This window comes from Janthinobacterium woesei (assembly GCF_051380875.1).
GTDB lineage: Bacteria > Pseudomonadota > Gammaproteobacteria > Burkholderiales > Burkholderiaceae_D > Janthinobacterium.
Genome location: NZ_JBNYXW010000023.1, coordinates 1 through 25,638, shown reverse-complemented (window position 1 = coordinate 25,638; position 25,638 = coordinate 1). Strand labels below are relative to the sequence as shown.

17 protein-coding genes and 2 pseudogenes are annotated in these 25,638 nt (G+C 64.2%); 15 read left to right on the top strand and 4 right to left on the bottom strand.

The genetic code is table 11. The features are described from left to right. Positions 1-43: 43 nt before the first annotated feature. Positions 44-553, top strand: a complete 510-nt coding sequence (locus ACQ4W6_RS23175; protein ID WP_436569525.1) for an Lrp/AsnC family transcriptional regulator — start codon at positions 44-46, stop codon at positions 551-553. Positions 554-601: 48 nt separating this feature from the next. Here the strand turns inward: ACQ4W6_RS23175 and ACQ4W6_RS23170 are convergent, their stop codons facing one another. Beyond that, positions 602-1,477: a LysR substrate-binding domain-containing protein gene (locus tag ACQ4W6_RS23170; protein ID WP_436569524.1), complete on the bottom strand. Its 876-nt coding sequence runs from the start codon at positions 1,475-1,477 to the stop codon at positions 602-604. A 97-nt stretch (positions 1,478-1,574) separates the two neighbouring features. On the opposite strand from ACQ4W6_RS23170, the gene ACQ4W6_RS23165 reads away from it, so the two are divergent. Together ACQ4W6_RS23165 and ACQ4W6_RS23160 are read left to right on the top strand one after the other, a co-directional pair. After that, positions 1,575-2,666 carry an NAD(P)H-dependent flavin oxidoreductase gene (locus tag ACQ4W6_RS23165; protein WP_436569523.1) on the top strand — a complete coding sequence of 364 codons (1,092 nt, stop codon included), beginning with the start codon at positions 1,575-1,577 and terminating at the stop codon, positions 2,664-2,666. 149 nt (positions 2,667-2,815) lie between these two features. Then, positions 2,816-3,199, top strand: coding sequence for a glutaredoxin (locus ACQ4W6_RS23160; protein WP_436569522.1), 384 nt, complete (start codon positions 2,816-2,818; stop codon positions 3,197-3,199). Positions 3,200-3,223: 24 nt separating this feature from the next. On the opposite strand, the gene ACQ4W6_RS23155 is transcribed toward ACQ4W6_RS23160, so the two are convergent. Beyond that, entirely contained in the window at positions 3,224-3,460 is a 237-nt protein-coding gene (locus ACQ4W6_RS23155; RefSeq protein ID WP_034749909.1) for a DUF3820 family protein, read from the bottom strand. A 143-nt stretch (positions 3,461-3,603) separates the two neighbouring features. Here ACQ4W6_RS23155 and ACQ4W6_RS23150 point away from each other — a divergent pair. The 12 genes and pseudogenes from ACQ4W6_RS23150 to ACQ4W6_RS23095 form a co-directional block, all read left to right on the top strand. Then, a pseudogene (locus tag ACQ4W6_RS23150) lies at positions 3,604-3,739 on the top strand (MFS transporter); the annotation flags it as partial. Continuing rightward, a pseudogene (locus ACQ4W6_RS23145) lies at positions 3,697-3,975 on the top strand (MFS transporter); the annotation flags it as partial. The pseudogenes ACQ4W6_RS23150 and ACQ4W6_RS23145, both read left to right, overlap by 43 nt. Before the next feature lie 137 nt (positions 3,976-4,112). Beyond that, positions 4,113-5,330, top strand: a complete 1,218-nt coding sequence (locus ACQ4W6_RS23140; protein WP_436569521.1) for a YeeE/YedE family protein — start codon at positions 4,113-4,115, stop codon at positions 5,328-5,330. Positions 5,331-5,400: 70 nt separating this feature from the next. Next, positions 5,401-6,879, top strand: a complete 1,479-nt coding sequence (locus ACQ4W6_RS23135; RefSeq protein ID WP_436569520.1) for a sodium:solute symporter — start codon at positions 5,401-5,403, stop codon at positions 6,877-6,879. Between the two features lie 63 nt (positions 6,880-6,942). Then, positions 6,943-8,817: a signal peptide peptidase SppA gene (gene sppA, locus ACQ4W6_RS23130; RefSeq protein WP_436569519.1), complete on the top strand. Its 1,875-nt coding sequence runs from the start codon at positions 6,943-6,945 to the stop codon at positions 8,815-8,817. A 574-nt stretch (positions 8,818-9,391) separates the two neighbouring features. Then, entirely contained in the window at positions 9,392-10,765 is a 1,374-nt protein-coding gene (locus ACQ4W6_RS23125; protein WP_436569518.1) for an efflux RND transporter periplasmic adaptor subunit, read from the top strand. Further along, positions 10,762-13,890, top strand: a complete 3,129-nt coding sequence (locus tag ACQ4W6_RS23120) for an efflux RND transporter permease subunit (RefSeq protein WP_436569517.1) — start codon at positions 10,762-10,764, stop codon at positions 13,888-13,890. The genes ACQ4W6_RS23125 and ACQ4W6_RS23120 overlap by 4 nt, the downstream gene beginning before the upstream one ends. Continuing rightward, on the top strand, positions 13,887-17,132 hold the full coding sequence (locus ACQ4W6_RS23115) for an efflux RND transporter permease subunit (RefSeq protein WP_436569516.1): 3,246 nt from the start codon (positions 13,887-13,889) through the stop codon (positions 17,130-17,132). The genes ACQ4W6_RS23120 and ACQ4W6_RS23115 overlap by 4 nt, the downstream gene beginning before the upstream one ends. After that, a complete protein-coding gene (locus ACQ4W6_RS23110) occupies positions 17,129-18,559 on the top strand; it encodes an efflux transporter outer membrane subunit (RefSeq protein ID WP_436569515.1) in 1,431 nt (476 codons plus the stop codon). Before ACQ4W6_RS23115 ends, ACQ4W6_RS23110 begins: the two co-directional genes overlap by 4 nt. A 144-nt stretch (positions 18,560-18,703) precedes the next feature. Then, positions 18,704-18,952: a chemotaxis protein CheB gene (locus tag ACQ4W6_RS23105; RefSeq protein WP_436569514.1), complete on the top strand. Its 249-nt coding sequence runs from the start codon at positions 18,704-18,706 to the stop codon at positions 18,950-18,952. Next, positions 18,943-20,541: a PAS domain-containing sensor histidine kinase gene (locus ACQ4W6_RS23100; RefSeq protein ID WP_436569513.1), complete on the top strand. Its 1,599-nt coding sequence runs from the start codon at positions 18,943-18,945 to the stop codon at positions 20,539-20,541. Before ACQ4W6_RS23105 ends, ACQ4W6_RS23100 begins: the two co-directional genes overlap by 10 nt. An 87-nt stretch (positions 20,542-20,628) precedes the next feature. Continuing rightward, a complete protein-coding gene (locus ACQ4W6_RS23095; protein WP_436569512.1) occupies positions 20,629-22,785 on the top strand; it encodes a S46 family peptidase in 2,157 nt (718 codons plus the stop codon). A gap of 256 nt (positions 22,786-23,041) precedes the next feature. Here the strand turns inward: ACQ4W6_RS23095 and udk are convergent, their stop codons facing one another. After that, the gene (udk, locus tag ACQ4W6_RS23090) at positions 23,042-23,683 is read right to left on the bottom strand and encodes a uridine kinase (protein WP_436569511.1); all 642 of its coding nucleotides are present in this window, start codon (positions 23,681-23,683) and stop codon (positions 23,042-23,044) included. A gap of 659 nt (positions 23,684-24,342) precedes the next feature. Further along, complete coding sequence (locus tag ACQ4W6_RS23085; protein WP_436569584.1) at positions 24,343-25,509, bottom strand: IS91 family transposase; 1,167 nt, start codon at positions 25,507-25,509, stop codon at positions 24,343-24,345. Positions 25,510-25,638: the final 129 nt, after the last annotated feature.

Below are 25,638 nucleotides of genomic sequence, written 5' to 3'. Positions count from 1 at the left end.
TTTATTGTGTTTGATCCGGTATTTGCACTCCATTTTGGCCATCATGACGCAACTTTCGCTCACCAATTCCGCATCCACCACGCCAGCCATCGCGCTCGACGCCTTTGACCTGGCCATCCTCGAGATACTGCAGCGTGACAACACGACCTCGCAGCGCGAGATCGCCCGCGCCGTGCACCTGTCGGCGCCGGCCGTGCAGCGGCGCATCCGGCGCCTGCGCGAGAGCGGCGTGATCCGCGCCGAGGTGGCTGTGCTCGACGCTAGCCGGCTGGGCCGGCCCCTGACACTGACGGTGGAAGTGCATCTGCACGACGAACACCCGCTGCGCACGGCTGGCATGCGCGCGCGCATCATGGCCGAGCCAGCCATCCAGCAGTGCTATGGCATCACGGGTGAGGCCGATTACTTGCTGGTGATCACGGCCAGCACCATGGCCGAGTACGAGGCGCTGACGGAGCGCCTGTTCGGCGGCGACGACAATATCCGCCGCTACCGCACCTCGGTGGCATTGACCTGCCTCAAGATGGGCCTGCACGTGCCGCTGGGTGGCTAGTAGCTACCGTGCTGATGTCGCCTAAGCCAGCCAGAGCCAGCCAAAGCGTCAGGCTGGCGCCTGCCACAGCTGTCCGGCGAGGTTCCGGAACGCGGGCACGTCGAAGCCATGGCGCCAGACCAGGCAGGTGTCCATTTGCCCCAGCGCAATGGTCCGTAGTGCCGTGGTCGCGGCGCTCAACTGCAGCACGCTGGCTGGCAGCACGGTGACGCTGGCGCCGGCGGCCACGCAGGCGATCATGGCGTGGTAGGAGCTCATTTCCTGGATCTGCCAGTCGCCGCTGCCGGCAATGCCCAGCCAGTGCTCGGCCGCGCTGCGATAGGTGCATCCTTGCGGGAAGGCGGCCAGCGAGCGTGGCTCGATGTCGCCCGCAGTATCCACCGCCGGCTTTCCAGCTGGCAGTAGCAGCAGCAATTCTTCCGTCCAGATGGCCCTGGCCTGCAAGCCCATGTCGCCCAGGTCAGCGAAGCCATCCGTGCCTGGCGGCAGCGCGGCGAAGGCACAATCCAGCTTGCCCGTGCGCACTTGCCCGATCAATTGGCGCGATGGCCCCGTCTGCAGTTCCAGCCGGGTAGCCGGATGCTGCGCATGGTAGGCGGCCAGCACGGCCGGCAAGCGGCTGGCAGCTGTGCTTTCCATGCTGCCGATGCGCAGCGTGCCGCCGTCGCGTCCGCCCGTCACCACGTGGCGCGCTTCCTCTTCCAGCGCCAGCATGCGCCTGGCATAGTCGAGAAAGCGCTCGCCGGCGCCGGACAGGGCGATCCGCTTGCCCATGCGCACGAACAGCTCGACGCCCATGTCCGCTTCCAGTTGCTGGATGCGCGTGGTGACATTCGACGGCACCCGTCCCAGCCGCGCGGCCGCGTTGGTCATGCTCAGTTCTGCAGCGACGGTGCAAAAGATATTGAGTGATTCTGTATCCATATCATTTCCCTGGTGAGAATGATATTATATATTGATTCTTAATTTGAGAATAACGATGTTTAAGAGTAACGATGATCGTCACTGGAAGGAAAAGACCATGTCCCCATCCCGGAATTTCTTTGAACAGTTGTCCGTACAGCATCCACTGGTGCAGGCGCCGATGGCGGGCGTAGCCACGCCGCGCCTGGTTGCCGCCGTGTCCAATGCCGGTGCGCTGGGTTCGCTCGGCATCGGCGCCAGCACACCGGCGCAGGCGCGCCAGATGATAGAAGAGACGCGCGCCCTGACAGGCAAGAGCTTCAATGTGAATGTGTTTTGCCATGCGCCGGCGCGGCGCGATGCGGCCCGCGAAGCAGCCTGGCTGGCCCATCTGGCGCCCCTGTTTGCGCAGGCTGGCACCGCCGTGCCGGCAGCGCTTGCGGAAATCTACCCGAGCTTCAAGCATGACGAGGAAGCCTTGCGCATGCTGCTGGCACTGCGTCCCGCCGTCGTCAGTTTCCATTTCGGCCTGCCACCGGCAGAACAGCTGGCCGCGCTGCGCCAGGCGGGCATCCGCACGATGGCGACGGCCACCAGCGTGCAGGAAGCCGTGCTGATCGAGCAGGCGGGCATCGATGCCATCGTCGCCCAGGGCGTGGAGGCGGGCGGCCACCGTGGCGTGTTCGATCCCGAGGCGCAGGATGACGCCTTGAGCATGGCCGTGCTGGTGCGTTTGCTCGTCAAGCGCAGCACCTTGCCCGTCATTGCCGCCGGCGGCATCATGGACGGGGCCGGCATCCGCGCCGCCCTCGACTTGGGCGCGGCTGGCGCGCAGCTGGGCACGGCGTTCATCCTGTGCCCGGAATCGGCAGCGAATGCCGCCTACCGCGAAAATTTGCAAAGCGACCGCGCGCAGCACACGCGCTTGACGGCATCGCTGTCGGGACGCCTCGCGCGCGGCATCGTGAACCAATTGATCGAGCACGGCGACGCGCCAGGCAGTCCGCCGCCCGCCGCTTACCCGGTGGCCTACGATGCTGCCAAGCAACTGCACGCGGCCGCCGCCAAGGCTGGCAACCATGGCTTTGCCGCCCACTGGGCGGGCCAGGGCGCGCCCCTGGTGCGCGATATGCCAGCAGCGGACCTGGTGGCCAGGCTGGTAGAAGAGATGCGCGTGCCCGGCACGGCCCGCCAGGGCGCCAGTATGTGATCGCAGGAAGGGGCGCGCCTGTGCGCGCGGCCGAAGGGACAGGGCAGCGCTGCTGCTGGCAGCAGGCGCCGGGCCACTTTCAGGCGTGGCATGGCACAATGCGTGATCCGCACCCCGTGTGCCCATGTGTTACTGATGACAGGACTTTCATGACCCGCGCCATTCTCGACGAAGCCCAGATCCATCCCGCCGCCCGCCCTTTGATCGGCAGCAAGCATGGCGCTATCGTGCGCGAAGTGCAGGCGGCCATTGCCGCGCATCAAGTCGTCGTCGTTGGCATGGCGCTCAATCCGTTTCCCCGCAAGGCGCGCAAGATCCTCGATGTGCTGGGCACGCCGTATCAATACTTGCAGTACGGCAGTTATCTGAACCAGTGGCACCGCCGCAATGCCCTCAAGATGTGGACGGGCTGGCCCACGTTTCCCATGATTTTTGTCAATGGCGTGCTGATCGGTGGCGCCAGCGAGCTGCAAAAGCTGGTGGAAAATGGCGAGTTCAGCGCCATGCTGGCAAAGAAAGTGCGCGAGTTTTAAACGCTCTTGCCTTCGCCAGCGGCGTTACTCTCCCGGCCGCCACGGCGACTTGCGCGTGCGCAAGGGGTCGAGCAGGCTGCGCAAATCATTGTGGTCGAGCTCGTACATCAGCGCGATCAGGCTGCCCAGTTCGCCCGAGGGAAACCCCTCGCGCGCGAACCAGCCCAGGTAATGGCCGGGCAAGTCGGCCAGCAGGCGGCCCTGATACTTTCCGTACGGCATTTCGCGCGTGACCAGCAGCGCCAGTTTCTCTGAATTCATGCTTGAACCTCGTGTTGAGCGAAGCAGTGTAGCAGACTGCTGCATTATTGATCCGTGCGCAACTATCTTCTGTCTGTAGAGCTATTTTTCGAAACAATGAAAACCCCGATACTGCATGTCATCATCTTTTATCGGAGTTTTTCATGCCCATTGCCTTGCTCGCACTGACCCTCAGCGCATTTGCCATCGGAACCACCGAGTTTGTCATTGTCGGGCTTGCCCACCATCGCTGCGGACCTGGGCGTCAACTTGCCGTCGGCCGGCCTGCTGGTCAGCCTGCCGTCGACGTGGCCTCGGGCCTGAACATCGCCGCCTTCAACCTGGGCATCGCCGGCGGCGCATGGGGTGGCGGCCTGATCGTCGAGCACCTGGGCCTGGTGCACACGGGCTGGATCGGTGCCTTGGTCGTGCTCGGTGCGTTTGGATTGACGGCCATGAGTGGCCGCCTGGACCGCTTGAAGCCGATCCTGGTACGCACTGGCGGCGAGAAATCGATCCATGCGGTAGGGCATTAAGATGTTCGATGGGCCGGCCTGGAGAGCTGCGTAGCGCGTAGCCTTCCTCGTCGGCCCTGGCCGGCAAGGCGACTCCCTGGCAGAAAACAACAAAACGGGGGAGAATAGTGCTTCCCTTCTTCTCACTCTCTCACACAATGTCTGATTCAGCATCGTCTTCCCTTCGCCTTCGGGCCGATATCAATCCGAAACCGCTAGGCGTTGCGCTTTTGCTCATTTTGCTCGGTGCGTGGTATCTGGCGCAAACCGTCGGCATCAACCAGGCCGCGCTGTACGTGGTCGGCGCCTTGCTTGGCGTCACTTTGTATCACGCGGCGTTCGGTTTCACCTCCGCGTGGCGCGTCTTCATTGCCGATGGCCGCGGCGACGGCCTGCGCGCGCAAATGCTCATGCTGGCCGTCGGCGTGGCGCTGTTCTTCCCCGTGCTGTCGGCCGGCACCTTGTTCGGCACGCCCGTGGCGGGCCTCGTCTCGCCGGCCGGCACCTCCGTCATCGTCGGCGCCTTCATCTTCGGCATCGGCATGCAGCTCGGTGGCGGCTGCGCATCCGGCACCTTGTATACAATCGGTGGGGGCAGCACGCGCATGATTGTCACCCTGGTCGCCTTCATCATCGGCTCGGTGATCGGCACGGCGCACATGCCCTTCTGGACCTCGCTGCCGCAACTGAAACCCATTTCCCTCGTCACCACGCTGGGCCTGGCGCCCGCGCTGGCGCTGAACTGGGCCGTCTTTGCGCTGATCGCGGGTATCACCGTGCTGGTTGAAAAGCGCCGCCATGGAAAGCTCATCGCCGCGCCGCTGCGCCCTGCGCACGTGTCGCCGTGGCTGCATGGGCCGTGGCCGCTGGTGGCGGGCGCCATCGCGCTGGTCGTGCTCAACTTTGCCACCCTGGCGCTGTCTGGCCGTCCGTGGGGCGTGACGTCGGCCTTCGCCCTGTGGGGCGCGAAGGCTGCGTCGCTGATCGGTGTCGATACGGCCAGCTGGGCCTACTGGTCCACGAAAGCGAACGCTGCCGCCCTGGCCGCGCCGATTACGCAAGACAAGACGTCGGTAATGGATATCGGCATCGTGCTGGGCGCCATGCTGGCGGCGGCGCTGGCTGGCCGCTATGCGCCCGTGTGGCGCATCCCGCAGCGCTCGCTCATTGCTGCCGTCGTGGGCGGCTTGCTGCTCGGCTATGGCGCGCGCCTGGCGTACGGCTGCAACATCGGCGCGTATTTCAGCGGCATCATCTCGGGCAGCTTGCACGGCTGGCTGTGGCTGGTCTGCGCCTTCCTGGGCAACGTCCTCGGCACGCGATTGCGCCCGTGGTTCGGCCTGGAAGTGGAGCGCGTGAAGCCGACGGGCTGCTGACGCCGGCTAGCATGGGGCACTTTGCTGTATATTCTTGCCCCTGTTCATCTTTGCCGCCCGCGCGCCGTCCATGTCGCCCTCCATCCTGTTTGCCGTCGTCCTCGCGTATTTCCTGATCCTGCTGGGCGTGGCCTGGCGGACGTCGCGCCATGCCACCAATGACAGCTTTTTTATCGGCAACAAGGATAGCAACTGGATGCTGGTGGCCTTCGGCATGGTGGGCACCACACTGACGGGCGTCACCTTCATCAGCGTACCGGGCGCCGTGGGGCGCGACGGCTTCGGCTACATCCAGCTGATGCTCGGCTATGTGCTGGGCTACCTGGCCATCACCTTCATCTTGCTGCCGCTGTACTACCGGCTGCAGCTCACTTCCATCTACCGCTACCTGGAACTGCGCCTGGGGCGGCGTTCCTACCAGAGCGGGGCGGCATTTTTCATCCTGTCGCGCCTGCTGGGCGCCACGGCGCGGCTGTATCTGGTGGTCAATATTCTGCAGGCAACGATACTCGACAGCCTGGGCGTGCCATTCTGGCTGACGGCGTGCGTGGTGCTGCTGCTGATCGTGCTGTACACCTATGAAGGGGGCGTGAAGACCATCGTCTGGACCGATACCCTGCAAACGGCGTGCATGCTGGCGGGACTCGTCATCTGCAGCGTGTTTTTGCTGCGCGAAATGGACCTGTCCATCGTCGACAGCCTGGAACGCATGCGCGCGCAGGGACTCACGCGCATCTTCACCACGGACCCGGACAGCCCCGCCTATGTGTGGAAGCACATCATCGCCGGCATGTTCATCACCATCGCCATGACGGGCATGGACCAGGAAATGATGCAAAAGAACATTTCCGTGCGCACCTTGCGCGATTCGCAAAAGAACATGCTGAGCCTGACGGTGGTGCTCACCAGCGTGCTGCTGCTGTTCCTGTTTTTGGGCGGCCTGCTGCACCTGTATGCGCCGCAGGCGGGTGTGACGGCCACGGGCGACAAGCTGTTCCCCGCCGTGGTGCTCGGGCATTTCCCGGCCGTGGTGCAGCTGATCTTCTTCATTGCCTTGATTTCGGCCCTGTTTCCCAGCGTCGATGGGGCCCTGACGGCCCTGACGTCCACCTTCTGCATCGACATTTTGGGCCTGCAGCGCAGGCCGGAACTAAGCCCACAGGCGCAGGTGCGCTGGCGCCGCCGCGTGCACCTGGGTTTTTCCGCACTATTCCTGATCCTGATCATGGTCTTCAAGTGGCTCGACGACCCCAGCATGATCGGCGTGATCCTCAAACTGGCTAGCTACACCTATGGCCCGCTGCTGGGCCTGTTTTCCTTCGGATTATTGAGCCAGCGCGGCGTGCGCGACCGCTGGGTGCCTTTGGTGGCCGTGGCCGGCCCGCTGCTGTGCGCGCTGATCGAGCAGGAGCAGGCGCTGCTGTTTGAACATTACCGCATCGGCCTGGAATTGCTGATACTCAACGGTGGCCTGGTGCTGGCCGGCCTGTTCCTCATTTCCACGCCAGCATCGGGGGATGGGAAGGGGACTGTAGCGTTGTCAAAATAAGACGATTCGGGCGCTTTTCAGTTATATTGGTTTCCTTTAGGTCAATCACCTCACGGAGCTTTCATGTCACTCAACCCGTTCCCGCCGCTGCGCCGCAGTTTTGGCGTATTCTGGCGCACGCTGGACGCCACCCGCCGCGCGGTATTCAATCTGATTTTCCTGCTCATCGTCATCGCCATCCTGATCGCCATCTTCGGCGGCGGCGTCAAGCCCCTGGCCGACAAGACCACGCTGGTGCTGGACTTGCAAGGCCCGCTGGTGGAAGAAACCCCGGGCGGCGTGCGCGAAGCGGTGCTGGCCAATGTCAGCGGCGAAGTCAAGAAGAGCGTGCAGCTGCGCGACGTACTGGCGGTGCTCGACACGGCGTCCAAGGACAGCAATATCGGCTCGATGGTCATCCTGCTCGATGAGTTGCAGAGCGGCGGCCTGGCGTCGCTGCGCGAAGTGGCCGCTGGCGTGGAACGCTTCCGCGCCACGGGCAAGAAGGTGACGGCTTGGGGTTCGAGCTATAACCAGCGCCAGTACCTGGTGGCGGCCAAGGCCGACGAAGTGTTCGTGCACCCGATGGGCGGCGTCATGCTCGAAGGCTTTGGCCGCTACCGCAATTATTATCGCGACGCGCTCGACAAGGTGGGCGTGACGGTCAACTTGCTCAAAGTGGGCACGTACAAGAGCGCAGCCGAGCCTTTCATCGCCAATGGCCCGTCCGAAGCGGCGGCCGAAGCGGACCGCTACCTGAATAACGGCCTGTGGAGCACCTATACCAGCGACGTCGAAAAGGCGCGCAAGCTGCCCGCTGGCGCCATCATGCAGTCGATCGATGCGCTGCCTGCGCTGATGACGGCCGCCGGCGGCGACCTGGCCAAGCTGTCGCTCGACGCCAAGCTGGTCGACGGCCTGAAAACGCGCGATGAACTGCGCCAGTTCATCATGGCGCGCGGCGCCAAAAACACGGAAGGGACGAACTTCCGCCAGATTAACTACAGCGACTACCTGGCGCGCCTGCGTCCCGTGCATATTGGCGACGCCGTCGGCGTGGTCATCGCCTCGGGCGAAATCGGCGACGGCATCGCGCCTCCAGGCGCCATCGGCGGCCTGTCCACCTCGCGCCTGATCCGCCAGGCACGCGAAGACAAGTCGATCAAGGCTGTCGTGCTGCGCATCGATTCGCCGGGCGGCAGCGCCTTCGGCTCGGAACTGATCCGCCGCGAACTGGAACTGACGCGCGCCGCCGGCAAGCCGGTAGTCGTCTCGATGGGTAACGTGGCCGCTTCCGGCGGCTACTGGATCAGCACCTCGTCCGATGAAGTGATCGCCGACGCGGCCACCATTACCGGCTCCATCGGCGTGTTCGCCATCCTGCCGACGGCCGACAAGGTGGTCGAAAAGCTGGGCATCCACACGGCCGGCTCGCCGACCACCTGGCTGGCCGACGCGGGCAATCCATTGCGTCCGCTCGACCCGCGCTTTGCGCAAGTGATCCAGGGCTCGATCAACCACGTATATGGCGATTTCCTCAACCTGGCCGCCAAGGCGCGCAAGACCACGCCGGAGAAAATCAATGAAGTGGCGCAGGGCCGTGTCTGGACCGGCCTGCAGGCGAAAGAGCGCAACCTGGTCGACCGCATCGGCAGCTATGGCGACGCGCTGGCGTCCGCCGCAAAGCGCGCAAAACTGGGCGCCGGCTACCGCGTCACCTACCTGGAGCAGGAAACGTCGAACGTGGACCGCCTGATCGGCATGTTTGGTTCCAAGGCCATGGCCTCGCTGGGGCTGGGCGAGCATGTGAAACTGGGTCTGGCCAGCACGGGCTTGCCAGCCGATGCGGCGCTGGGCATGGCGCAGGACCTGAGCTGGCTGTCCGGCATCACGCGTGAGCGGAAACCCTTCATGGCGCTCACGCACTGCCTGTGCGAAGTGCCACTGGGCGGCAAGTAAGCGGCAAGTAAGCAGCAAGTAAGCAGCAAGTAAGGTGCGCCGTTTTTAAGATGACGGACCAGTAAATACCCAAGCCGGCTTCGCCCGGCTTGTTTTCATTCAGGAGCAGGGCATGGCGGCTTTGGTCATTTCCCCCTGTAAAGCCAGGTAAAGATGTATTGCCGTTTTTCGCTCAATATACGCTGCGCCGGCCCCGGTCAAGGCGGCTGGCGGGAATTTTGTAGCGAGTTTGTATCGACATGCCAGTCGCCCGCAGCACCCTGCGGCGGCCTTGCGCAGTCCGCCAAGCCTGATTTTTCCAGTATTTTCCTGCGCGCCCATGCCGCTGCCCGTGCCGGTGGCCAGCTGGCGCTGGCGCAGGCATGGCGAATTGTTTCAAGTGGAAATGAAACAGATACATGACTATGCTAGAGTCGTTTCACGTTAGGAAACGATGTTTTTTCAGCTGATCTTCAGCTCTTGATTTCCTGCGGCTTGATACATAACCCCGAAAAACGGTCGTCCGGCCAGAGTGTGTTCCACCTCGGCCGGCGCCACAGACTCGCCGTGCCAGCGGCCTATAAAAGGATAAGCGATGGATTCGCAGACAGCACCCAATACCCCACGGCGCAGCCGCCGTTCGAAAATCGTCGGCAGCGTCATCGCACTGGCCGTGATGGCCGCGCTGGGCGGCGGTGCCTGGTACCTGACCCATTCGGGCGCCAGTGCGCCGGCTGGCGCGGCTGGCCCCGGCGGGCCGGGCGGCCCTGGTGGCCCTGGTGGCCCTGGCGGACGCCGGGGTGCGCCATCGACTACGGTGGGCGTGGCCACGGCCGTGAAGTCGGACTTGCCGGTGGTGCTCGATGCGCTGGGCACGGTGACGGCGGCGTCCACGGTGACGGTGCGCCCGCAAGTGTCGGGCATCTTGAAGGAATTGAAGTTCAAGGAAGGCGGCATGGTCAAGGCGGGCCAGGTGGTGGCGCAGATTGATCCGGCGCAATTCGAGATGGCGCTGATGCAGGCCACGGGCCAGCGCCAGCGCGACGAAGCGCAGCTGGAAAACGCGCGCCTGACCCTGAAACGCTATCAAACCTTGCTGGGCCAGGATTCCATCGCGCGCCAGGACGTCGATACGCAGGCCGCATTGGTGAAACAGCTCGAAGGCACGGTGCTGACGGACCGCGCCGCCGAAGGCACGGCAAAACTGAACCTGGGCTACACCAGGGTGGTCTCGCCGATCAGTGGCCGCGCGGGCTTGAAAGTGGTCGATATCGGCAACCTGGTGAGCACCAGCGACACGGGCGGCGTGGTGGTGGTGACGCAGCTCTCGCCCATCGACGTGGAGTTTGCCGTGCCGCAGGACAAGGTGCAGACCATCCAGGAGCGCCTGAACTCCGGCTCGGCCCTGGCGGCGCTGGCGCTGGACCGCACGCGCACGCATACGCTGGACAAGGGCAGCTTGACGGCGCTGGACAACCAGGTCGACGTGCAGACGGGCACTGTGCGCGCCAAGGCCCGCTATACGAATGACAAGATGGCGCTGTTCCCCAGCCAGTTTGTCAACGTGCGCCTGGAACTGGGCAATATCACGGGCGCCGTGCTGGTGCCCGTGACGGCCTTGCGCCACAGCAATAACGGCGATTTCGTGTACGTGCTGAAAGCCGATAAAACCGTCACCGTGCGGATCGTCACGCGCGGCCAGGCCACCACCGACATGGTGGAAATTCGCGCCGGCCTGGAAGCGGGCGAGCAAGTCATCACGGAAGGCGCCGACCGCCTGAAGGAAGGCGCGAAAGTCACGCTGGCCGGCGACAAGCCTGCTGCGGGTGCCGGTGGTGCCGGCGCAGCCGGTGGCGAACGCCGCCACCGCCGCCAGCAGGTTGACGGCGCGGCCGGCGCATCGGCAGCATCGGCGGCGGCATCCACGCCAGCCAGTGCACCGGCGCCAGCGAAGGGCGCAGCGCAATGAGTCCATCGACTCCCTTCATCAAGCGCCCCGTCGCCACGGCGCTGCTGATGCTGGCCATCGTGCTGGCGGGGCTGGTCGGCTTCAAGTTCCTGCCGCTGGCCGCCTTGCCGCAGGTGGACTTCCCCACCATCCAGGTGCAGACACTGTACCCGGGCGCCAGCCCTGAAGTCATGGGGCAGACCGTGACGGCGCCGCTGGAGCGCCAGTTCGGGCAAATGTCGGGCTTGCAGCGCATGAGTTCCACCAGCGCGGCCGGCGTTTCCATGATCACCCTGCAATTCACCCTGGGTCAGACGCTGGACGTGGCCGAGCAGGAAGTGCAGGCAGCGATTAACGCGGGCGGCTCCCTGCTGCCCACCGACTTGCCGGCGCCGCCCGTGTACGCCAAGATCAACCCGGCCGATGCGCCCGTGCTGACGCTGGCCATTACGTCCGACACGATGCCGCTGACGCAAGTGCAAAACATCGTCAACACGCGTTTGGCGCTGAAAATCAGCCAGGTCAACGGCGTGGGCCTGGTGTCGCTCTCGGGCGGCCAGCGCCCTGCCGTGCGCATCCAGGGCGACACCAAATTGCTGGCCTCGTATGGCCTGGGCCTCGACAGCCTGCGCACGGCCATCGCGGCGGCCAACGTCAACAGCGCCAAGGGCAGTTTCGACGGCCCCACGCGCTCATTCACCATCAATGCAAATGACCAGCTGGTCACGGCGGAAGACTACAAGCGCCTGATCATCACCTATAAAAATGGCGCGCCCGTGCGGCTGTCCGACGTGGCCAACGTGGTCGACAGCGCGGAAAATACGCGCCTTGGCGCCTGGTCGGGCAAGCAGCCGGCCATCATCCTGAACGTGCAGCGCCAGCCCGGCGCCAACGTCATCAAGACGGTTGACGCCATCAAGGCCCTGCTGCCGGACTTGCAGGCCAGCCTGCCGGCGGCCATGAAGCTCGACGTGCTGAGCGACCGCACCACGGGTATCCGCGCCTCGGTCGAGCACGTGGAAATGGAATTGCTGCTGTCCGTGCTGCTGGTGGTGCTGGTGATCTTCGCCTTTTTGCACAGCCTGCGCGCCACCGTGATTGCCAGCCTGTCCGTGCCCATTTCGCTGATCGGCGCCTGTGGCGCCATGTATTTGCTCGGCTACAGCTTGAACAACCTGTCCTTGATGGCGCTGACGATCGCCACCGGTTTCGTCGTCGATGACGCCATCGTCATGATCGAAAACATCGCCCGCTACATCGAAGAGGGCGAAACGCCAATGGCGGCCGCCTTGAAAGGCGCCTCGCAGATCGGCTTTACCATCATCTCGCTGACGGTCTCGCTGATCGCCGTGCTGATCCCGCTGCTGTTCATGGGCGACGTGGTGGGCCGCTTGTTCCGCGAATTTGCCATGACGCTGGCCATCACGATCCTGATTTCCGGGGTCGTCTCGCTGACGCTGGTGCCGATGATGTCGGCGCGCTGGCTGAAAAGCCACGCCGATGAAAAGGTCAGCGCCACGGGCCAGCGCATCCAGGCTTTCCTCGACCGTGTCATCGTGCAGTACGACCACGCGCTGGTATGGGTGCTGAAGCGCCAAGGCCTGACCCTGCTCGTCGCCCTGGCCACCCTCGTGCTCACCGTCATCCTGTACATCACGATCCCGAAAGGCCTGTTCCCCACGCAGGACACGGGCCAGCTGCAGGCGCGCATCGAAACCTCGCAAGCCGTGTCGTATGAGCGCATGGCCACCTTGCAGCAGGCGGCTGCTGCCGCGCTGCTGGAAGACCCCGCTGTCGATACCCTGAGTTCTTTGGTGGGCGTCGACGCGGCCAACAATACCATGCTGCACACGGGTAGCATGCTGATCAATCTCAAGCGTCCGCGCAGCGGCAATCAGGATGACATCATGGAGCGTTTGCGCGGCCGCGTGGCCAAGGTGGCTGGCGTGACGCTGTACTTGCAGCCGACGCAGGACTTGACCATCGATGCGGAATCGGGGCCCACGCAGTACCGCGTCTCGCTCGAAGGCGCCGACACGGCCACCGTCACCGAGTGGGCCGGCAAGCTGGCGGCGCGCATGCGTGAAAAATCGCAGCTGCGCAACGTGGTCACGGATGCGGGCGCCACGGGCGCCGCCGTCAGCGTGGCCATCGACCGCGACAGCGCCGCGCGCATGTCGATCACCACCGCCACCGTCGACGACGCGCTGTACAACGCCTTCGGCCAGCGCATCATCTCGACGATCTTCACGGAAACCAACCAGTACCGCGTGATCCTCGAAGCGCAGCCGGGCATGGTCACCACGCCAGCCGACCTGTCCGACCTGCAGGTGCGCACGGGTTCTGGAAAATCGACGCCATTGTCGGCCTTTGCCAGCGTCAGCGAAAAACAGGCGCCGCTGCAGATCACGCACGTGGCGCAATACCCGGCCACCACCCTGGGCTTTGATACGACGCAAGGCGTGGCGCTGGGCAGCGCCGTCGACGCCATCCGCGCGGCGGCGAAGGACATCGCCTTGCCGTCTTCCGTCACGCTCACCTTCCTCGGCGCGGCCGGCGCGTATGAAAATTCGCTGTCGAACCAGCTGTGGCTCATTCTCGCCGCCGTCGTCTGCGTGTATATCGTGCTGGGCGTGCTGTACGAAAGCTATGTCCACCCGCTGACGATCCTGTCGACCTTGCCGTCGGCCGGCGTGGGCGCCTTGCTGGCGCTGATGCTGTCCGGGCAGGACCTGGGCGTGATCGGCATCATCGGCATCATCCTGTTGATCGGCATCGTCAAGAAGAACGCCATCATGATGATCGACTTCGCCATCGAGGCCGAGCGCGACGAAGGAAAAAGCCCGCAGGAAGCCATCCACCAGGCGGCGCTGCTGCGTTTCCGACCGATTTTGATGACCACCCTGGCGGCCCTGTTCGCGGCCGTGCCGCTGATGCTGGGCTGGGGCGAGGGCGCCGAGTTGCGCCGTCCGCTGGGCCTGGCCATCTTCGGTGGCCTGATCGTCAGCCAGGTGCTGACCCTGTTTACCACGCCCGTCATCTACCTGGCTTTCGACCGCCTGGGACAGCGCTTCGGCGGCAAGACCGGCGGCGCCATGAGCCTGGACAAGCCCGGCGACCATCCTCAGCCTGGGAGCGCCGCGTGAACCTGTCAGAACCGTTCGTCAAGCGCCCCATTGCCACCGTGCTGCTGACCATCGGCATCGCGCTGGCGGGCGTCGGCGCCTTCTTCGTGCTGCCCGTCTCGCCGCTGCCGCAAGTCGACTATCCAACTATTTCCGTCAGCGCCAGCCTGCCCGGCGCCAGCCCCGCCACCATGGCCACTTCGGTGGCCACGCCGCTGGAACGGCGCCTGGGAGTCATTTCCGGGGTGAATGAAATGACCTCGTCCTCGGGCACGGGCTCGACGCGCATCAATTTGCAGTTTGACCTGAACCGCAAGATCGATGCGGCCGCGCGCGAAGTACAGGCGGCCATTTCCGCCTCGCGCGTGGACTTGCCGGCCACCTTGCGCAGCAACCCCACCTACCGCAAGGCCAATCCGTCGGACGCGCCCGTGATCATCCTGGCGCTGACGTCGAAAACGCGCACGCCTGGCCAGATCTATGACGCGGTATCGAACCTGGTGCAGCAGAAAGTGGCGCAAGTCAAAGGCGTGGGCGACGTGGAACTGGGCGGCGGCTCGCTGCCGGCCGTGCGCGTGGAACTGCTGCCTTACCAGCTCAATCAATACGCTGTGTCGATGGAAGACGTGCGCGCGGCCATCCAGGCCAGCAACGCCAACCGGCCCAAGGGGGCGATCTCCGGCGACGAACGCAGCCTGCAGATTTATTCGGGCGCCGATACGGCGTCGGGCGGGCGCAGTGCTGCCGACTACCGCAGCCTGGTGGTGGCCTGGCGCGATGGCGCCGCCATCCGTCTCGACGACGTGGCCGAAGTGGTCGACGGCGTGGAAAACAACAATACCCTGGGCCTGTTCAACGGTGAACCGGCCGTCATCGTGCTGATCACGCGCCAGCCCGGCGCCAACGTGATCGCCACGGTGGACGGCGTGCGCGCGCTGCTGCCGCAATTGCAGGCGCAGCTGCCCGGCGACATCAAGCTGCAAGTGGCGTCCGACAGCACCAACTCCATCCGCTCCTCCTTGCACGAGATCGAATTCACCCTGATCCTCTCCATCGTGCTGGTGGTGCTGGTGGTCAGCGCCTTCCTGCGCAGCGTGCGCGCCACCATCATCCCGGCGGTGGCCACCATCGTCTCGCTGCTGGGCACTTTTGGCGTGATGTACATGCTCGGTTTCAGCCTGAATAACCTTTCCCTGATGGCGCTCACGGTGGCCACCGGCTTTGTCGTCGATGATGCCATCGTGGTGCTGGAAAATACGCAGCGCCACATCGAGGCCGGCATGGACCGCTTCAAGGCAGCCCTGCTGGGCGCGCGCGAAGTGGGCTTTACCGTGCTGTCGATCAGCCTGTCGCTGGTGGCCGTCTTCATCCCGCTGCTGTTCATGGGCGGGCAGGTGGGGCGCCTGTTCCGCGAATTTGCCGTGACCCTGTCGGCCGCCGTGATGATTTCGCTCGTCATCTCGCTCACCACCACGCCGATGATGTGCGCCTGGCTGCTGAAAAGCGGCGCGCAGCAGAAACCACCGGGTTTTGTGGCGCGCTGGTTCGAGCGGGGTTTCGAGCGCATGCTGAAGGTGTACGAGCACTGCCTGGACTGGGCCTTGTCCAGCGCCGCGCTGGTGATGACGATCCTGGTGTTTGTCGTCGGCCTGAACGTGTACCTGTTCGCGGCCGCGCCGAAGGGCTTCTTTCCGCAGCAGGATACGGGCCAGATCAACGGCGGCATGCGCGCCGACCAGAGCATCTCGTTCCAGGCCATGCAGGGCAAATTGCGCCAGCTGGTCAACATCATCAAGGATGATCCGGCGGTCGCCACCGTCGTTGGCTTCACGGGTGGTGGACGGGCAGGGGGCGGCTTCATGTTCATCGACCTGAAGCCGGCCTCGCAGCGCACCGACAAGGGACAGGCCGTGATCGCGCGATTGCGCCCGCAGTTGGCCAAAGTGACGGGCATTTCGCTGTTCCTCAACCCGGTGCAGGATTTGCGCATGGGCGGGCGTTCCAGCAATTCGACCTACCAGTACACCTTGATCAGCGACAACCAGGCGGACCTGAAAAAATGGGCGGCGAAACTGGCCGACCAGATGAAGATGCAGCCGGCCCTGATCGACGTGGACACGGACCAGGCGGAAAACGGCGTGGAAACCTTTGTCACCATCGACAAGGACCGCGCCACGCAACTGGGCGTGCAGGTGAAGGATATCGACAATGCGCTCTACAACAGCTTCGGCCAGCGCCAGGTGGCGACCATCTACAGTGAGCTGAACCAGTACCACGTGATCATGGAAGTGGCGCCCCGTTATGCGCAAAGCCCGGAAGCGCTGCGCTCCGTGTATGTGCCGGCCTCCAACGCGGCCGCCGTCGCCGCTACCAGATCCACCACGGCCACCACGGCCACTACCACCGTCACTGCGTCCAGCGCCAACACGGCGGCGCGCGACCCGTCGAGCGGCTCGGCGCTGTCCACCACCCTGGCGAGCATGGTGCCGCTGTCGTCGTTCAGCACTTTTGCCGAAAGTTCGACGGCCACCTCCATCAACCACCAGGGCGGCGAACTGGCGACCACCGTGTCGTTCAACCTCAGCGACGGCTATCCGCTCAGCGACGGGCAAGCCGCCGTGGCCCAGGCGGAGTCGGAAATTGGCATGCCGGTGAATGTGCGCGGCAGCTTTCAGGGGTCGGCGAAGAGCGCGCAGGACAGCAACAAGGAGCAGCCGCTCTTGATCCTGGCGGCCATCGTGGTGATCTATATCGTGCTGGGCATCTTGTACGAAAGCCTGATCCATCCGATCACCGTGCTGTCGACCCTGCCCTCGGCGGGTGTGGGCGCCGTGCTGGCGCTGCTGCTGTTCGGCATGGAGTTTTCCATCATCGCCCTGATCGGCGTGTTCCTGTTGATCGGCATCGTGAAGAAAAATGCCATATTGATCATCGACTTCGCGCTGGAAGCCGAGCGTTCGCGCGGCTTGAGCGCGGTGGAAGCGGTGCGCGAGGCTTGTTTGCTGCGTTTCCGTCCCATCCTGATGACCACCCTGGCGGCGGCGCTTGGCGCCTTGCCGCTGGCGATCGGTTTCGGCGAAGGCTCCGAGCTACGCCAGCCCCTGGGGGTTGCCATCATCGGCGGCCTGATTGCCAGCCAGTTACTCACATTGCTGACCACCCCGGTGGTCTACATCCTGCTCGACAAGCTGCGCACGCGTAGCGCCGACGAACAGCAATTGAGCCGCATTCCTGGGCCAGATAACCCGAGCACACAATCATGAAGCAAGTAAAACACATCCACTCCGCCGTCCCTGCACGCCGCCTGCTGGCGCTGGCCGCCAGCGCCGCCTTTGTACTCCTGGCCGGCTGCGCCGTCAGTCCCGCGTATGACGTGCCCACGGCCGCCGCGCCGCAAACGTTCAAGGAAGCAGCCGGCTGGCAGCCCGCCGTGCCGGCCGATACGCTGGAGCGGGGGCCATGGTGGACCTTGTTCGGCGACGCACAATTGAATCTGCTGGCCGACAGCATCGAAGTATCGAACCAGAACGTGGCAGAAGCCATCGCCTCGTACGAGCAGGCGCGCGCGCTGGTGCGCGAACAGCGCGCGTCGCTGTTTCCTACCGTGAGCCTGACAGGCAGCGGCGCCCGCGCGGGCGGCGGTGGCGAGCAGCAGACGAACAACAACTTCAAGGCCGCCATCGGCGCCTCGTGGGAGCCGGACATCTGGGGCCGCTTGCGCGCCGGCGTGACGGGTGCGGACGCCAGTGCCAGCGCCAGCGCGGCCGACCTGGCCGCAGCGCGCCTGTCGGCGCAGGGCGAACTGGCGACGAATTACTTTTCGCTGCGCCAGAGCGATGCGCAAATTGCGCTCTTGAATGCCACCATCGCCGGCTACCAGCGCGTGCTCGACATCACCAGCAACCGCTTTAATGCGGGCATCGCCGCCAAGTCCGACTTGCTGCAGGCGCAGACGCAGCTGGCCAATGCGCAAATCGATCTCTCCAGCCTGACGCGTCAGCGCGCCCAGCTGGAACACGCGATCGCCATCTTGCTGGGCCGCGCGCCATCGGACTTCAGCCTGGCCGTGGCGCCATGGACCCTGACCGTGCCCGACGTGCCACTGGGCGTGCCGTCGACCCTGCTGCAGCGCCGCCCCGACATCGCCGCCGCCGAGCGCCGCGTGGCCGTGGCCAACGAGCAGATCGGCATCGCCCGCTCGGCGTACTACCCGAGTCTGAACCTGACGGGGTCCTACGGTTCCGGCGCCAGCCGTGTCGGGGACCTGTTCAACGCATCGTCCAGCCTGTGGTCCTTGGGCGTGTCGGCCGCGCAAACGCTGTTCAACGCGGGCGCCACCACGGCCAGCGTGGATGCGGCCAGGGCGGGGCATGAGGCGGCCGTGGCGCGCTACCGCCAGACGGTGCTGTCCGCCTTTGGCGCCGTGGAAGACCAGCTCTCGGCCACGCGCGCGCTGGCCGAGCAGCTCGCCTTGCGCAAGCAGGCATCGTCGGCCGCCGACCAGGTCGAGCAGCAAATGCTGAACCGCTACAACGCGGGCCAGGTCGGCTACACGGACGTAGTGACGGCGCAAGTGACGGCGCTGTCGGCGCGCCGCTCGCTGGTGCAGGCGCAGGCGGACCGCCAGACCACGGCCGTGGCGCTGATCCAGGCCCTGGGCGGCGGCTGGCATACGCCGCAGGCGCAGTAGGCACAGTAGGCGGGCAGGTGCGCAGGTGCGCAGGGTGCGAATCCTGCGCCAAATTCGCGTTTTGCCGCGCGCCTTGAGTGCTAGAATGCAAGATTATCCATCCGCCAGCCGTATGGCCCAGCCCGGGTTGGTTTCTTGCAGACGATGACACGCAGCAAACACAGCAAAGCTCCCGTTCCTGAAGCGGCCGCCATCTTTTTCCCCGTGGCGGCCATCGGTGCTTGCCTGGCCAATGTGCCACAGGAAAGCGGCATCGCCCATGGGGTGACCTTGCACCTTGATCCTGCGCAAAAGGCCATGCTGCCCGAACTGCTGCAGCGCGCCACCAGCTTCCCCGTCACGGAAATCACGCACCAGGCGTCATCACGGGCGCCACGGCGCGCATGCTGGTGACGGATATGGGCGACGAACTGGCGCACGCATCGGCCTTGCGGCGCGCCTTCGTCATCCTCGACACCATTGGCGAAGGCGTGCTGGTCACCGATAGTGCCAACCGCATCATTTCCGTCAACCCCGCCTTCACGGCCATCACGGGCTACCAGGCGGAAGAGGCCATCGGGCGCGACCCGTCCTTCCTCGGCGGCGGCACGCATCTGCCGCAGTTTTATGCCGCCATGTGGCGCAGCCTGCACCAGGACGGCAGCTGGTGTGGCGAACTGGTGAACCGGCGCAAGAATGGCGAACGCTTCGTCGAATCGCTGTCGATCACGCCCATGCGCGCCCCGGACGGCGCCATCGGCCATTTTGTCGGCGTGTTTTCCGATATCACCGAGCGCAAGCTGGCCGAGGCGGCGCGGCGCGAGCTGCACCGCGAACTGGACCAGCGGGTCATCGAGCGCACGGCCGAGCTGGAGAGGGCCAACTTGCACCTGCAGCTGGAAGTGCAGCAGCGCAAGCAGGCGCAGGAAGCCTTGCGCGACGCCGAGCGCTTCTTTCACGCCACCATCGATTCCTTGACGGACCGGGTGCTGGTGCTGGACCAGGCGGGCAGCGTGGTGCATGCCAACCAGGCGTGCCTGGCCTTTGTCGGGCAAGCGCCCAGGCCGCTGCATTACCTGGAGTATTGCGAGACGGACGCGCGCTGGCAGCGCAGTGCAGGCAACGAGCTGGCCGCCGGCATCCGCGCCGTCATCGCTGGCAGCATCGACGTGTTTGCGCTGGAATACGAATTTGGTACGCGCGCAGGCCCGCGCTGGTCGCAGGCCAGGGTCAGCCGTTTCCGTGGCGAAGGGCCGCTGCGCGTGGTGGTGGCGCATACGGATATCACCGAGCGCAAGCTGATGGATGGCGCGCTGCGCCAGTCGCACGCCCAGCTGCGCCAGCTGGCGCTGCACCTGGAAACGGCCAAGGAAGACGAGCGCAAGCGCATTTCGCGCGATATCCACGATGAGCTGGGGCAAAACCTGCTGGCGCTGCGCATCGATATTTCCATGCTCAGTGCGCGCACCGAGGGTTCCCATCCACGCCTGCACCGCAGAGTCGGTGCCGTACTCAGCAATGTCGACACCACCATCAAGAGCGTGCGCGGCATCATGAACGAACTACGTCCGATGGCGCTGGACCTGGGCTTGCAGGCCGCCATCGAATGGCAGGTGGGCGACTTCCGCAAGCGCAGCGGCATCGTTTGCCACCTGCTGATACGCGACGAGGCGCTGTTCGCCGCCATCGGCAGCAAGGTCGAGATCGTGCTGTTTCGCATCGTGCAGGAAGCGCTCAGCAACGTCCTGCGCCATGCCCAGGCCAGCCAGGTGGAGATCGAATTCAGTTCGGACGCCTACGCCGTGCATGTGGCCATCAGCGACAACGGCATCGGCATCACGCCGCCGCAGCAGCACAAGAAGCATTGCTTTGGCCTGATCGGCATCGCCGAGCGGGTGACGGCGCTGGGTGGCCACTTCGCGGTGGGTACGCCGCCGTCGGGCGCCGGTTGCCGGCTGGCCTTGCAAATCCCCCTGCGGGTGCCGCCACGCCCGGCCGCCTGAGATAACTGTTGCAGCAGGATAATTTTTGCCGACCCGGCCGGCCTGGACAGGCTATACTTTCGCCTGCTTTTTATGGAGGAGCAAATCTTGTTCAAGACAATCGTACTACCAGTCGCCTTGATGGGCGCGTTCGCCGGCGCACACGCCGACGAAGGGCAGTGGCAACCACACCAACTGCCACAGCTGAAAGCCGAATTGAAGCGCGTGGGCATCGAAATTCCTGCCGAGAAACTGGCAGACCTGAGCAAGCACCCGATGAGCGCCATCGTCTCGCTGGGCGGCTGCTCGGCCGCGTTTGTGTCCGACGCGGGCCTGGTGGTGACGAACCACCACTGCGCGTATGGCGCCGTGCAGCGCAATTCGACGCCGGAACATAATTACATCACCAACGGCTTCCTGGCCAAGACGCGCGCCGCAGAGCTGCCGGGCGGTCCGAACAGCCTGGTGTATGTGACGGATAAAGTGGAAAACGTCAGCGAGCGTGTCTTGCAAGGCTTGACGGCCGACATGACGGGCCGCGCCCGCCACGAAGCGGTGGAAAAGCGCGTCAAGGACCTGATCGCCGAATGCGAAACGGACAAGATGTACCGCTGCTCCGTGCCCGCCTTCCACCGCGGCCTCGAGTACTACCGCATCCGCCAGATGATGATACGCGACGTGCGCCTGGTGTACGCGCCGTCGGACAAGATCGGCAACTTCGGCGGCGACGTCGACAACTACGAATGGCCGCGCCACACGGGCGACTACTCGTTCCTGCGCGCCTACGTAGGCAAGGATGGCCGTCCGGCCGACCCGTCGCCGGACAACGTGCCCTACAAATCGAAAGATTTCCTGGTGGTATCGGCTGAAGGCATCAAGGCCGGCGACGGCATCTTGCTGGCGGGCTACCCCGGCCGCACCAGCCGCTACAAGCTGCCAGCGGAAATTCGCTTTGCGCGCGACTCGGCATTCCCTCTGAAAGTGGCAGAACTGCAAGCAGACCTGGCCGTGATGGCCGACGCGACGAATGGCGACCCTGCCGGCGCCGTGCGCTATGCCAGCGTGGTAAAAAGCATCAATAACGTGTTGAAGAAGACCCAGGGCTTGCTCGACGGCTTCGCGCGCAAGGACATCGCCGCCATCAAGGACGTGCAAGATGCCGACTTCCGCGCCTGGTACGCGAAGCAGCCGAACGTCTCGCCGACCCTGCTGGCCGAACTGGACGCGGCGATCGCCAGCGACATGGCCTTGAGCGAAGAAGAGTTTGCCTGGTCGGTGGCGACCAATAGCGACCTGCTGAAGAGCGCACGCTCGCTGTACCGTTTGTCGCAAGAGCGCCAGAAACCGGACGCCGAGCGCGAATCGGGCTACCAGCAGCGCGACCTGGCCTTCATCAAGGCCCGTCTGGCGCGCCTGGAGCAGTCCTACGTCAACAAGGTTGACCAGGCGCGTTTTGAGGCTGGCCTGAAGCGTTACGCGCAATTGGCGGCGAAGAGCCACCCGCAAGGCCTGGACGCGCTGCTGCCGGCGCCAAGTGCCGTGGCGGCCCTGTACCAGCAGACGCAACTGTTTGACACGGCCAAGCGCCTGGCCTGGCTGGAAAAGGACCAGGCTGCACTGGCCCAGTCCGACGACGCCTTCATGTTGCTGGCCATCAGCTTGCTGCCAGTCGACCTGGTGCTGGAAGAGCGCCGCAAGGAAATCGACGGCAACCTGGAGCGCGTGATTCCGCAATACATGCAAGCGGTGATTGCCTGGAAGAAATCGCAAGGCAAGCCGGTGTATCCTGACGCCAACTCGACCCTGCGCGTAACCTACGGCACGGTAGCGCCATACTCGCCGCGCGATGGGCTGAGCAAGGGGCCATTCACGACCGTGGAAGGCATCGTCGAGAAAGTCACGGGCAAGGCGCCATTCGAGGCACCGCAAGCGCTGCTCGACGCCGTCAAGGAAAAACGCTACGGCCAGTTCCGCGATCCGGCGCTGGGCACCGTTCCCGTCAACTTCCTCACCAGCGCCGACACCACGGGCGGCAATTCCGGCTCGGCCGTGATGAACAAGCGCGGCGAACTGATCGGCCTGAACTTCGATTCGACCTATGAATCGATCACCAAGGACTGGTACTTCGACACCGCCATCACGCGCGCCATCCACCTCGACATCCGCTACATGCTGTGGGTGATGAAGGAAGTGGACCACGCCGACAACTTGCTGCAGGAAATGACGGTCAAGTATCCGAAGCCAGCCAAGACAGTCAAGAAGTAAGTTTTTCTTTGCGCTAGCACAAAGCCGCATCCGCCTGACTGGCGGATGCGGCTTTTTTGTGGCGGCGTGTGGGATGAAGAGGCGCCTGATCAAACTGCGCCAGGGGAAGGATTGCTGCTGATTTCCTGGTCGGCGTCGTGCAGTGAGTAATTAAGCCAGGAGAGAAGCGAATTTTCAATTTCGCCCCGAAGCTGCGATTCGGTTGCCAATGCTCGGTTGATCTCGGCCCGGTATGGCCGCATCTCACCGGGTAAAATCAGGGCCGCTTCAACTGGCCGATAACGCTCGCCACCTTGGCGGTAATCATATCGACCGCGGGGCCATTGGCGCCATGCGGCAAAATGACATCGGCATTGCGCTTGGTTGGCTCGATGAATTGCTTGTGCATCGGGCGTACTGTTTCCAGATACTGCTCGACGACGCTTTCTACCGAGCGGCCGCGTTCGGTAATATCTCTTTGCATGCGGCGGATGAAGCGGACGTCGGAGGCGGTGTCGACAAAGATCTTCAGCGACATCATGTTGCGCAAGTCCGCGTCATACAAGGCAAACAGGCCTTCGATCACGATAACCGGGGCTGGCTTGACTGGAATGGTCCTGTTGGAGCGATTGTGGAGCGTGAAGTCGTACTCCGGCATCTCGATCGCTTCGCCGTTGCACAAGGCTTGGACGTGCTGTACCAGTAATGGCCACTCGAAAGCCTGCGGATGGTCGTAATTCTGCTGGCTGCGGACTTCAGGGGTGAGATGGGATTGGTCGCAATAGTAGTCGTCCTGCATCACGACCGAGACCATATCAGCGCCAAACGACGCTTGCACTTGCTGGGATACCGTTGACTTGCCACTGCCGCTTCCGCCAGCGACACCAATGACAAACGGTTGGAAAGAAATCTTATTCATGCCGAATGATACCGGAACCGCGACCGAACTGACAGGGAGCGGCTGATCCAAAATGCAGCATTCGGCAATCCTGTGACGCCTGCCTGATGATTGCCCGTGAGCGGCTGCCTCTGGCGGGCATCGGAAATGTTAATCAGCAGGCATCTGCATCAGCAATGCTGTCTGATTTGATCATTGTGGCGGCGTGTGGGAGGGGCCGGCGCTGGAGCAAGCTGCGCAAAGGGAAGGGCCGCTGTTCATTTCCTGCTTGCCGTCGTATGGTGAGTGATTAAGTTAGTGGAGAAGTGAGCTTCCGCTTTGGTTAAGGGTTGTCCGATGCCGGCCGCCGTCACAGGCCCGAACTGATGCACGCAAGCGTCTCCGGCCGGCGTTGGGCAAGCCGCGAAGGAGGAAACCGCGGGCCATATCGTTGTCGTCAGCATGTGCCACCGGCTATGGCGATTTGAATGGTGCGGTTGCCTTGGTAGGTGCCGATTGAGGCGTCCGATCTGGTGTCGATAGCGCCCAAGTGGCTTTTAACGATCGTGAAATGAGCGCCGGGCCACGATCACGCGCTTGCAATCGAGCCTTCTTGATGCGGTAGGCAACGCGTCCCCGTATCGGCCATGACCGACGTTCTGGGCGCAGCTCGTGCGAACAAATTGTGGATGCGAAGTTGTTCATGGCGGAGCACCTTGGTGTCGTGGCGGCGCGTGAATCGGGTGGATCGGCAAGAAGATGGCGGTGATCGCCACCGGCGCACCACAATGCCGGCAGGTGAACGTTGGCGCAATCTGTCCGGTAGCTTGTGCCTTGGTGGGGGGGGGCGGTACATGCAGCAGTGCGCGCGTCAGCGCCAGGTTGGCCTTGCGTCCGGCGTTGGCAAAGATCCCGTAGTGCCGGATCCGGTGGAAACCTGTGGGCAGGACATGCAGCAGGAAGCGGCGCATGAACTCGCCAACGTCGAGCGTCATCGTCTTGTGCATCGCGTCCTTGGCGCGGTAGTCTTTCCAGCGAAACGTCACGCCACGTTCGTCCATGGCCACCAGACGCCGGTTCGAGATGGCGACCCGGTGCGTGTAGCGCGACAGGTAGGCTAGCACAGCCTCGGGCCCAGCGAACGGGCGCTTGGCGTAGACCACCCACTCGCAGCGCCGCAGCGAAGCCACCCAACGCGTGAAGGCGCTGGGTTGCGCCAGCGCCGAAAACTCCCCGAACAAGCGCATCTGGCCGGCGCGATGGGCGGTAGCCAGCGCGTCCAGAAAGCGGCGCCGGAACAAGCGCGAGAGCACCCGCACCGGCAGGAAGAATCCGTGTTTGCAGGCGATCCAGCGCGCACCGTCGGGCGACAGGCCGCCGCCAGGGACGATCCCGTGCACATGCGGATGGTGGGTCAGTGCCGATCCCCATGTGTGCAACACCAGCGTGGCGCCGATGCGGGCGCCCAGGTGCTTCGGATCGGCGGCGATGGTGCACAGCGTCTGCGCCGCCGTCTCGAATAGCAGGCGGTAAATGAGCGCCTTGTTGTACCAGGCGAGCGCGGCGACCGGTGCCGGCAGGGTGAAAACGACGTGGTAGTACTCGACCGGCAGCAACTCGTTCTGGCGGGCTTCGAGCCAGCGGCGAGCAGCGTTGGCCTGGCACTTTGGGCAGTGCCGGTTACGGCAGGAGTTGTAGGCGATGTCGACGTGTTCGCAGGCGTCGCAGCGCAGCGCGTGTCCTCCCAGCGCCGCGCTGCGGCACTGCTCGATGGCCGACATGACCTTGAGCTGGCCCAGGCTTAAGTGGCCACGCTGTGCGTGCCGCCAAGCCGGGCCGTGGACGCGGAAGATGTCCGCGACTTCCAGGCTGAAGCGCTCTGAGGTACCCTGACTTTTTCGGACACTCTTGTTTGGTAAACTTCACCAACTGGAGAACTTATGAAACGCTCAACAACATACACACCAGAGCTTCGGGAAGAAGCGGTAAAACTGGTC

What these genes read in the sequence shown, in the direction of transcription:
- ACQ4W6_RS23105 (WP_436569514.1), top strand. Translation starts at nt 18,704, where the DNA reads ATGACACGCAGCAAACACAGCAAAGCTCCCGTTCCTGAAGCGGCCGCC.
- ACQ4W6_RS23165 (WP_436569523.1), top strand. Translation starts at nt 1,575, where the DNA reads ATGTCCCCATCCCGGAATTTCTTTGAACAGTTGTCCGTACAGCATCCA.
- ACQ4W6_RS23100 (WP_436569513.1), top strand. Translation starts at nt 18,943, where the DNA reads ATGCTGGTGACGGATATGGGCGACGAACTGGCGCACGCATCGGCCTTG.
- ACQ4W6_RS23110 (WP_436569515.1), top strand. Translation starts at nt 17,129, where the DNA reads ATGAAGCAAGTAAAACACATCCACTCCGCCGTCCCTGCACGCCGCCTG.
- ACQ4W6_RS23175 (WP_436569525.1), top strand. Translation starts at nt 44, where the DNA reads ATGACGCAACTTTCGCTCACCAATTCCGCATCCACCACGCCAGCCATC.
- ACQ4W6_RS23155 (WP_034749909.1), bottom strand. Translation starts at nt 3,460, where the DNA reads ATGAATTCAGAGAAACTGGCGCTGCTGGTCACGCGCGAAATGCCGTAC.
- udk (WP_436569511.1), bottom strand. Translation starts at nt 23,683, where the DNA reads ATGAATAAGATTTCTTTCCAACCGTTTGTCATTGGTGTCGCTGGCGGA.
- ACQ4W6_RS23140 (WP_436569521.1), top strand. Translation starts at nt 4,113, where the DNA reads ATGTCTGATTCAGCATCGTCTTCCCTTCGCCTTCGGGCCGATATCAAT.
- ACQ4W6_RS23120 (WP_436569517.1), top strand. Translation starts at nt 10,762, where the DNA reads ATGAGTCCATCGACTCCCTTCATCAAGCGCCCCGTCGCCACGGCGCTG.
- ACQ4W6_RS23125 (WP_436569518.1), top strand. Translation starts at nt 9,392, where the DNA reads ATGGATTCGCAGACAGCACCCAATACCCCACGGCGCAGCCGCCGTTCG.
- ACQ4W6_RS23135 (WP_436569520.1), top strand. Translation starts at nt 5,401, where the DNA reads ATGTCGCCCTCCATCCTGTTTGCCGTCGTCCTCGCGTATTTCCTGATC.
- ACQ4W6_RS23170 (WP_436569524.1), bottom strand. Translation starts at nt 1,477, where the DNA reads ATGGATACAGAATCACTCAATATCTTTTGCACCGTCGCTGCAGAACTG.
- ACQ4W6_RS23160 (WP_436569522.1), top strand. Translation starts at nt 2,816, where the DNA reads ATGACCCGCGCCATTCTCGACGAAGCCCAGATCCATCCCGCCGCCCGC.
- sppA (WP_436569519.1), top strand. Translation starts at nt 6,943, where the DNA reads ATGTCACTCAACCCGTTCCCGCCGCTGCGCCGCAGTTTTGGCGTATTC.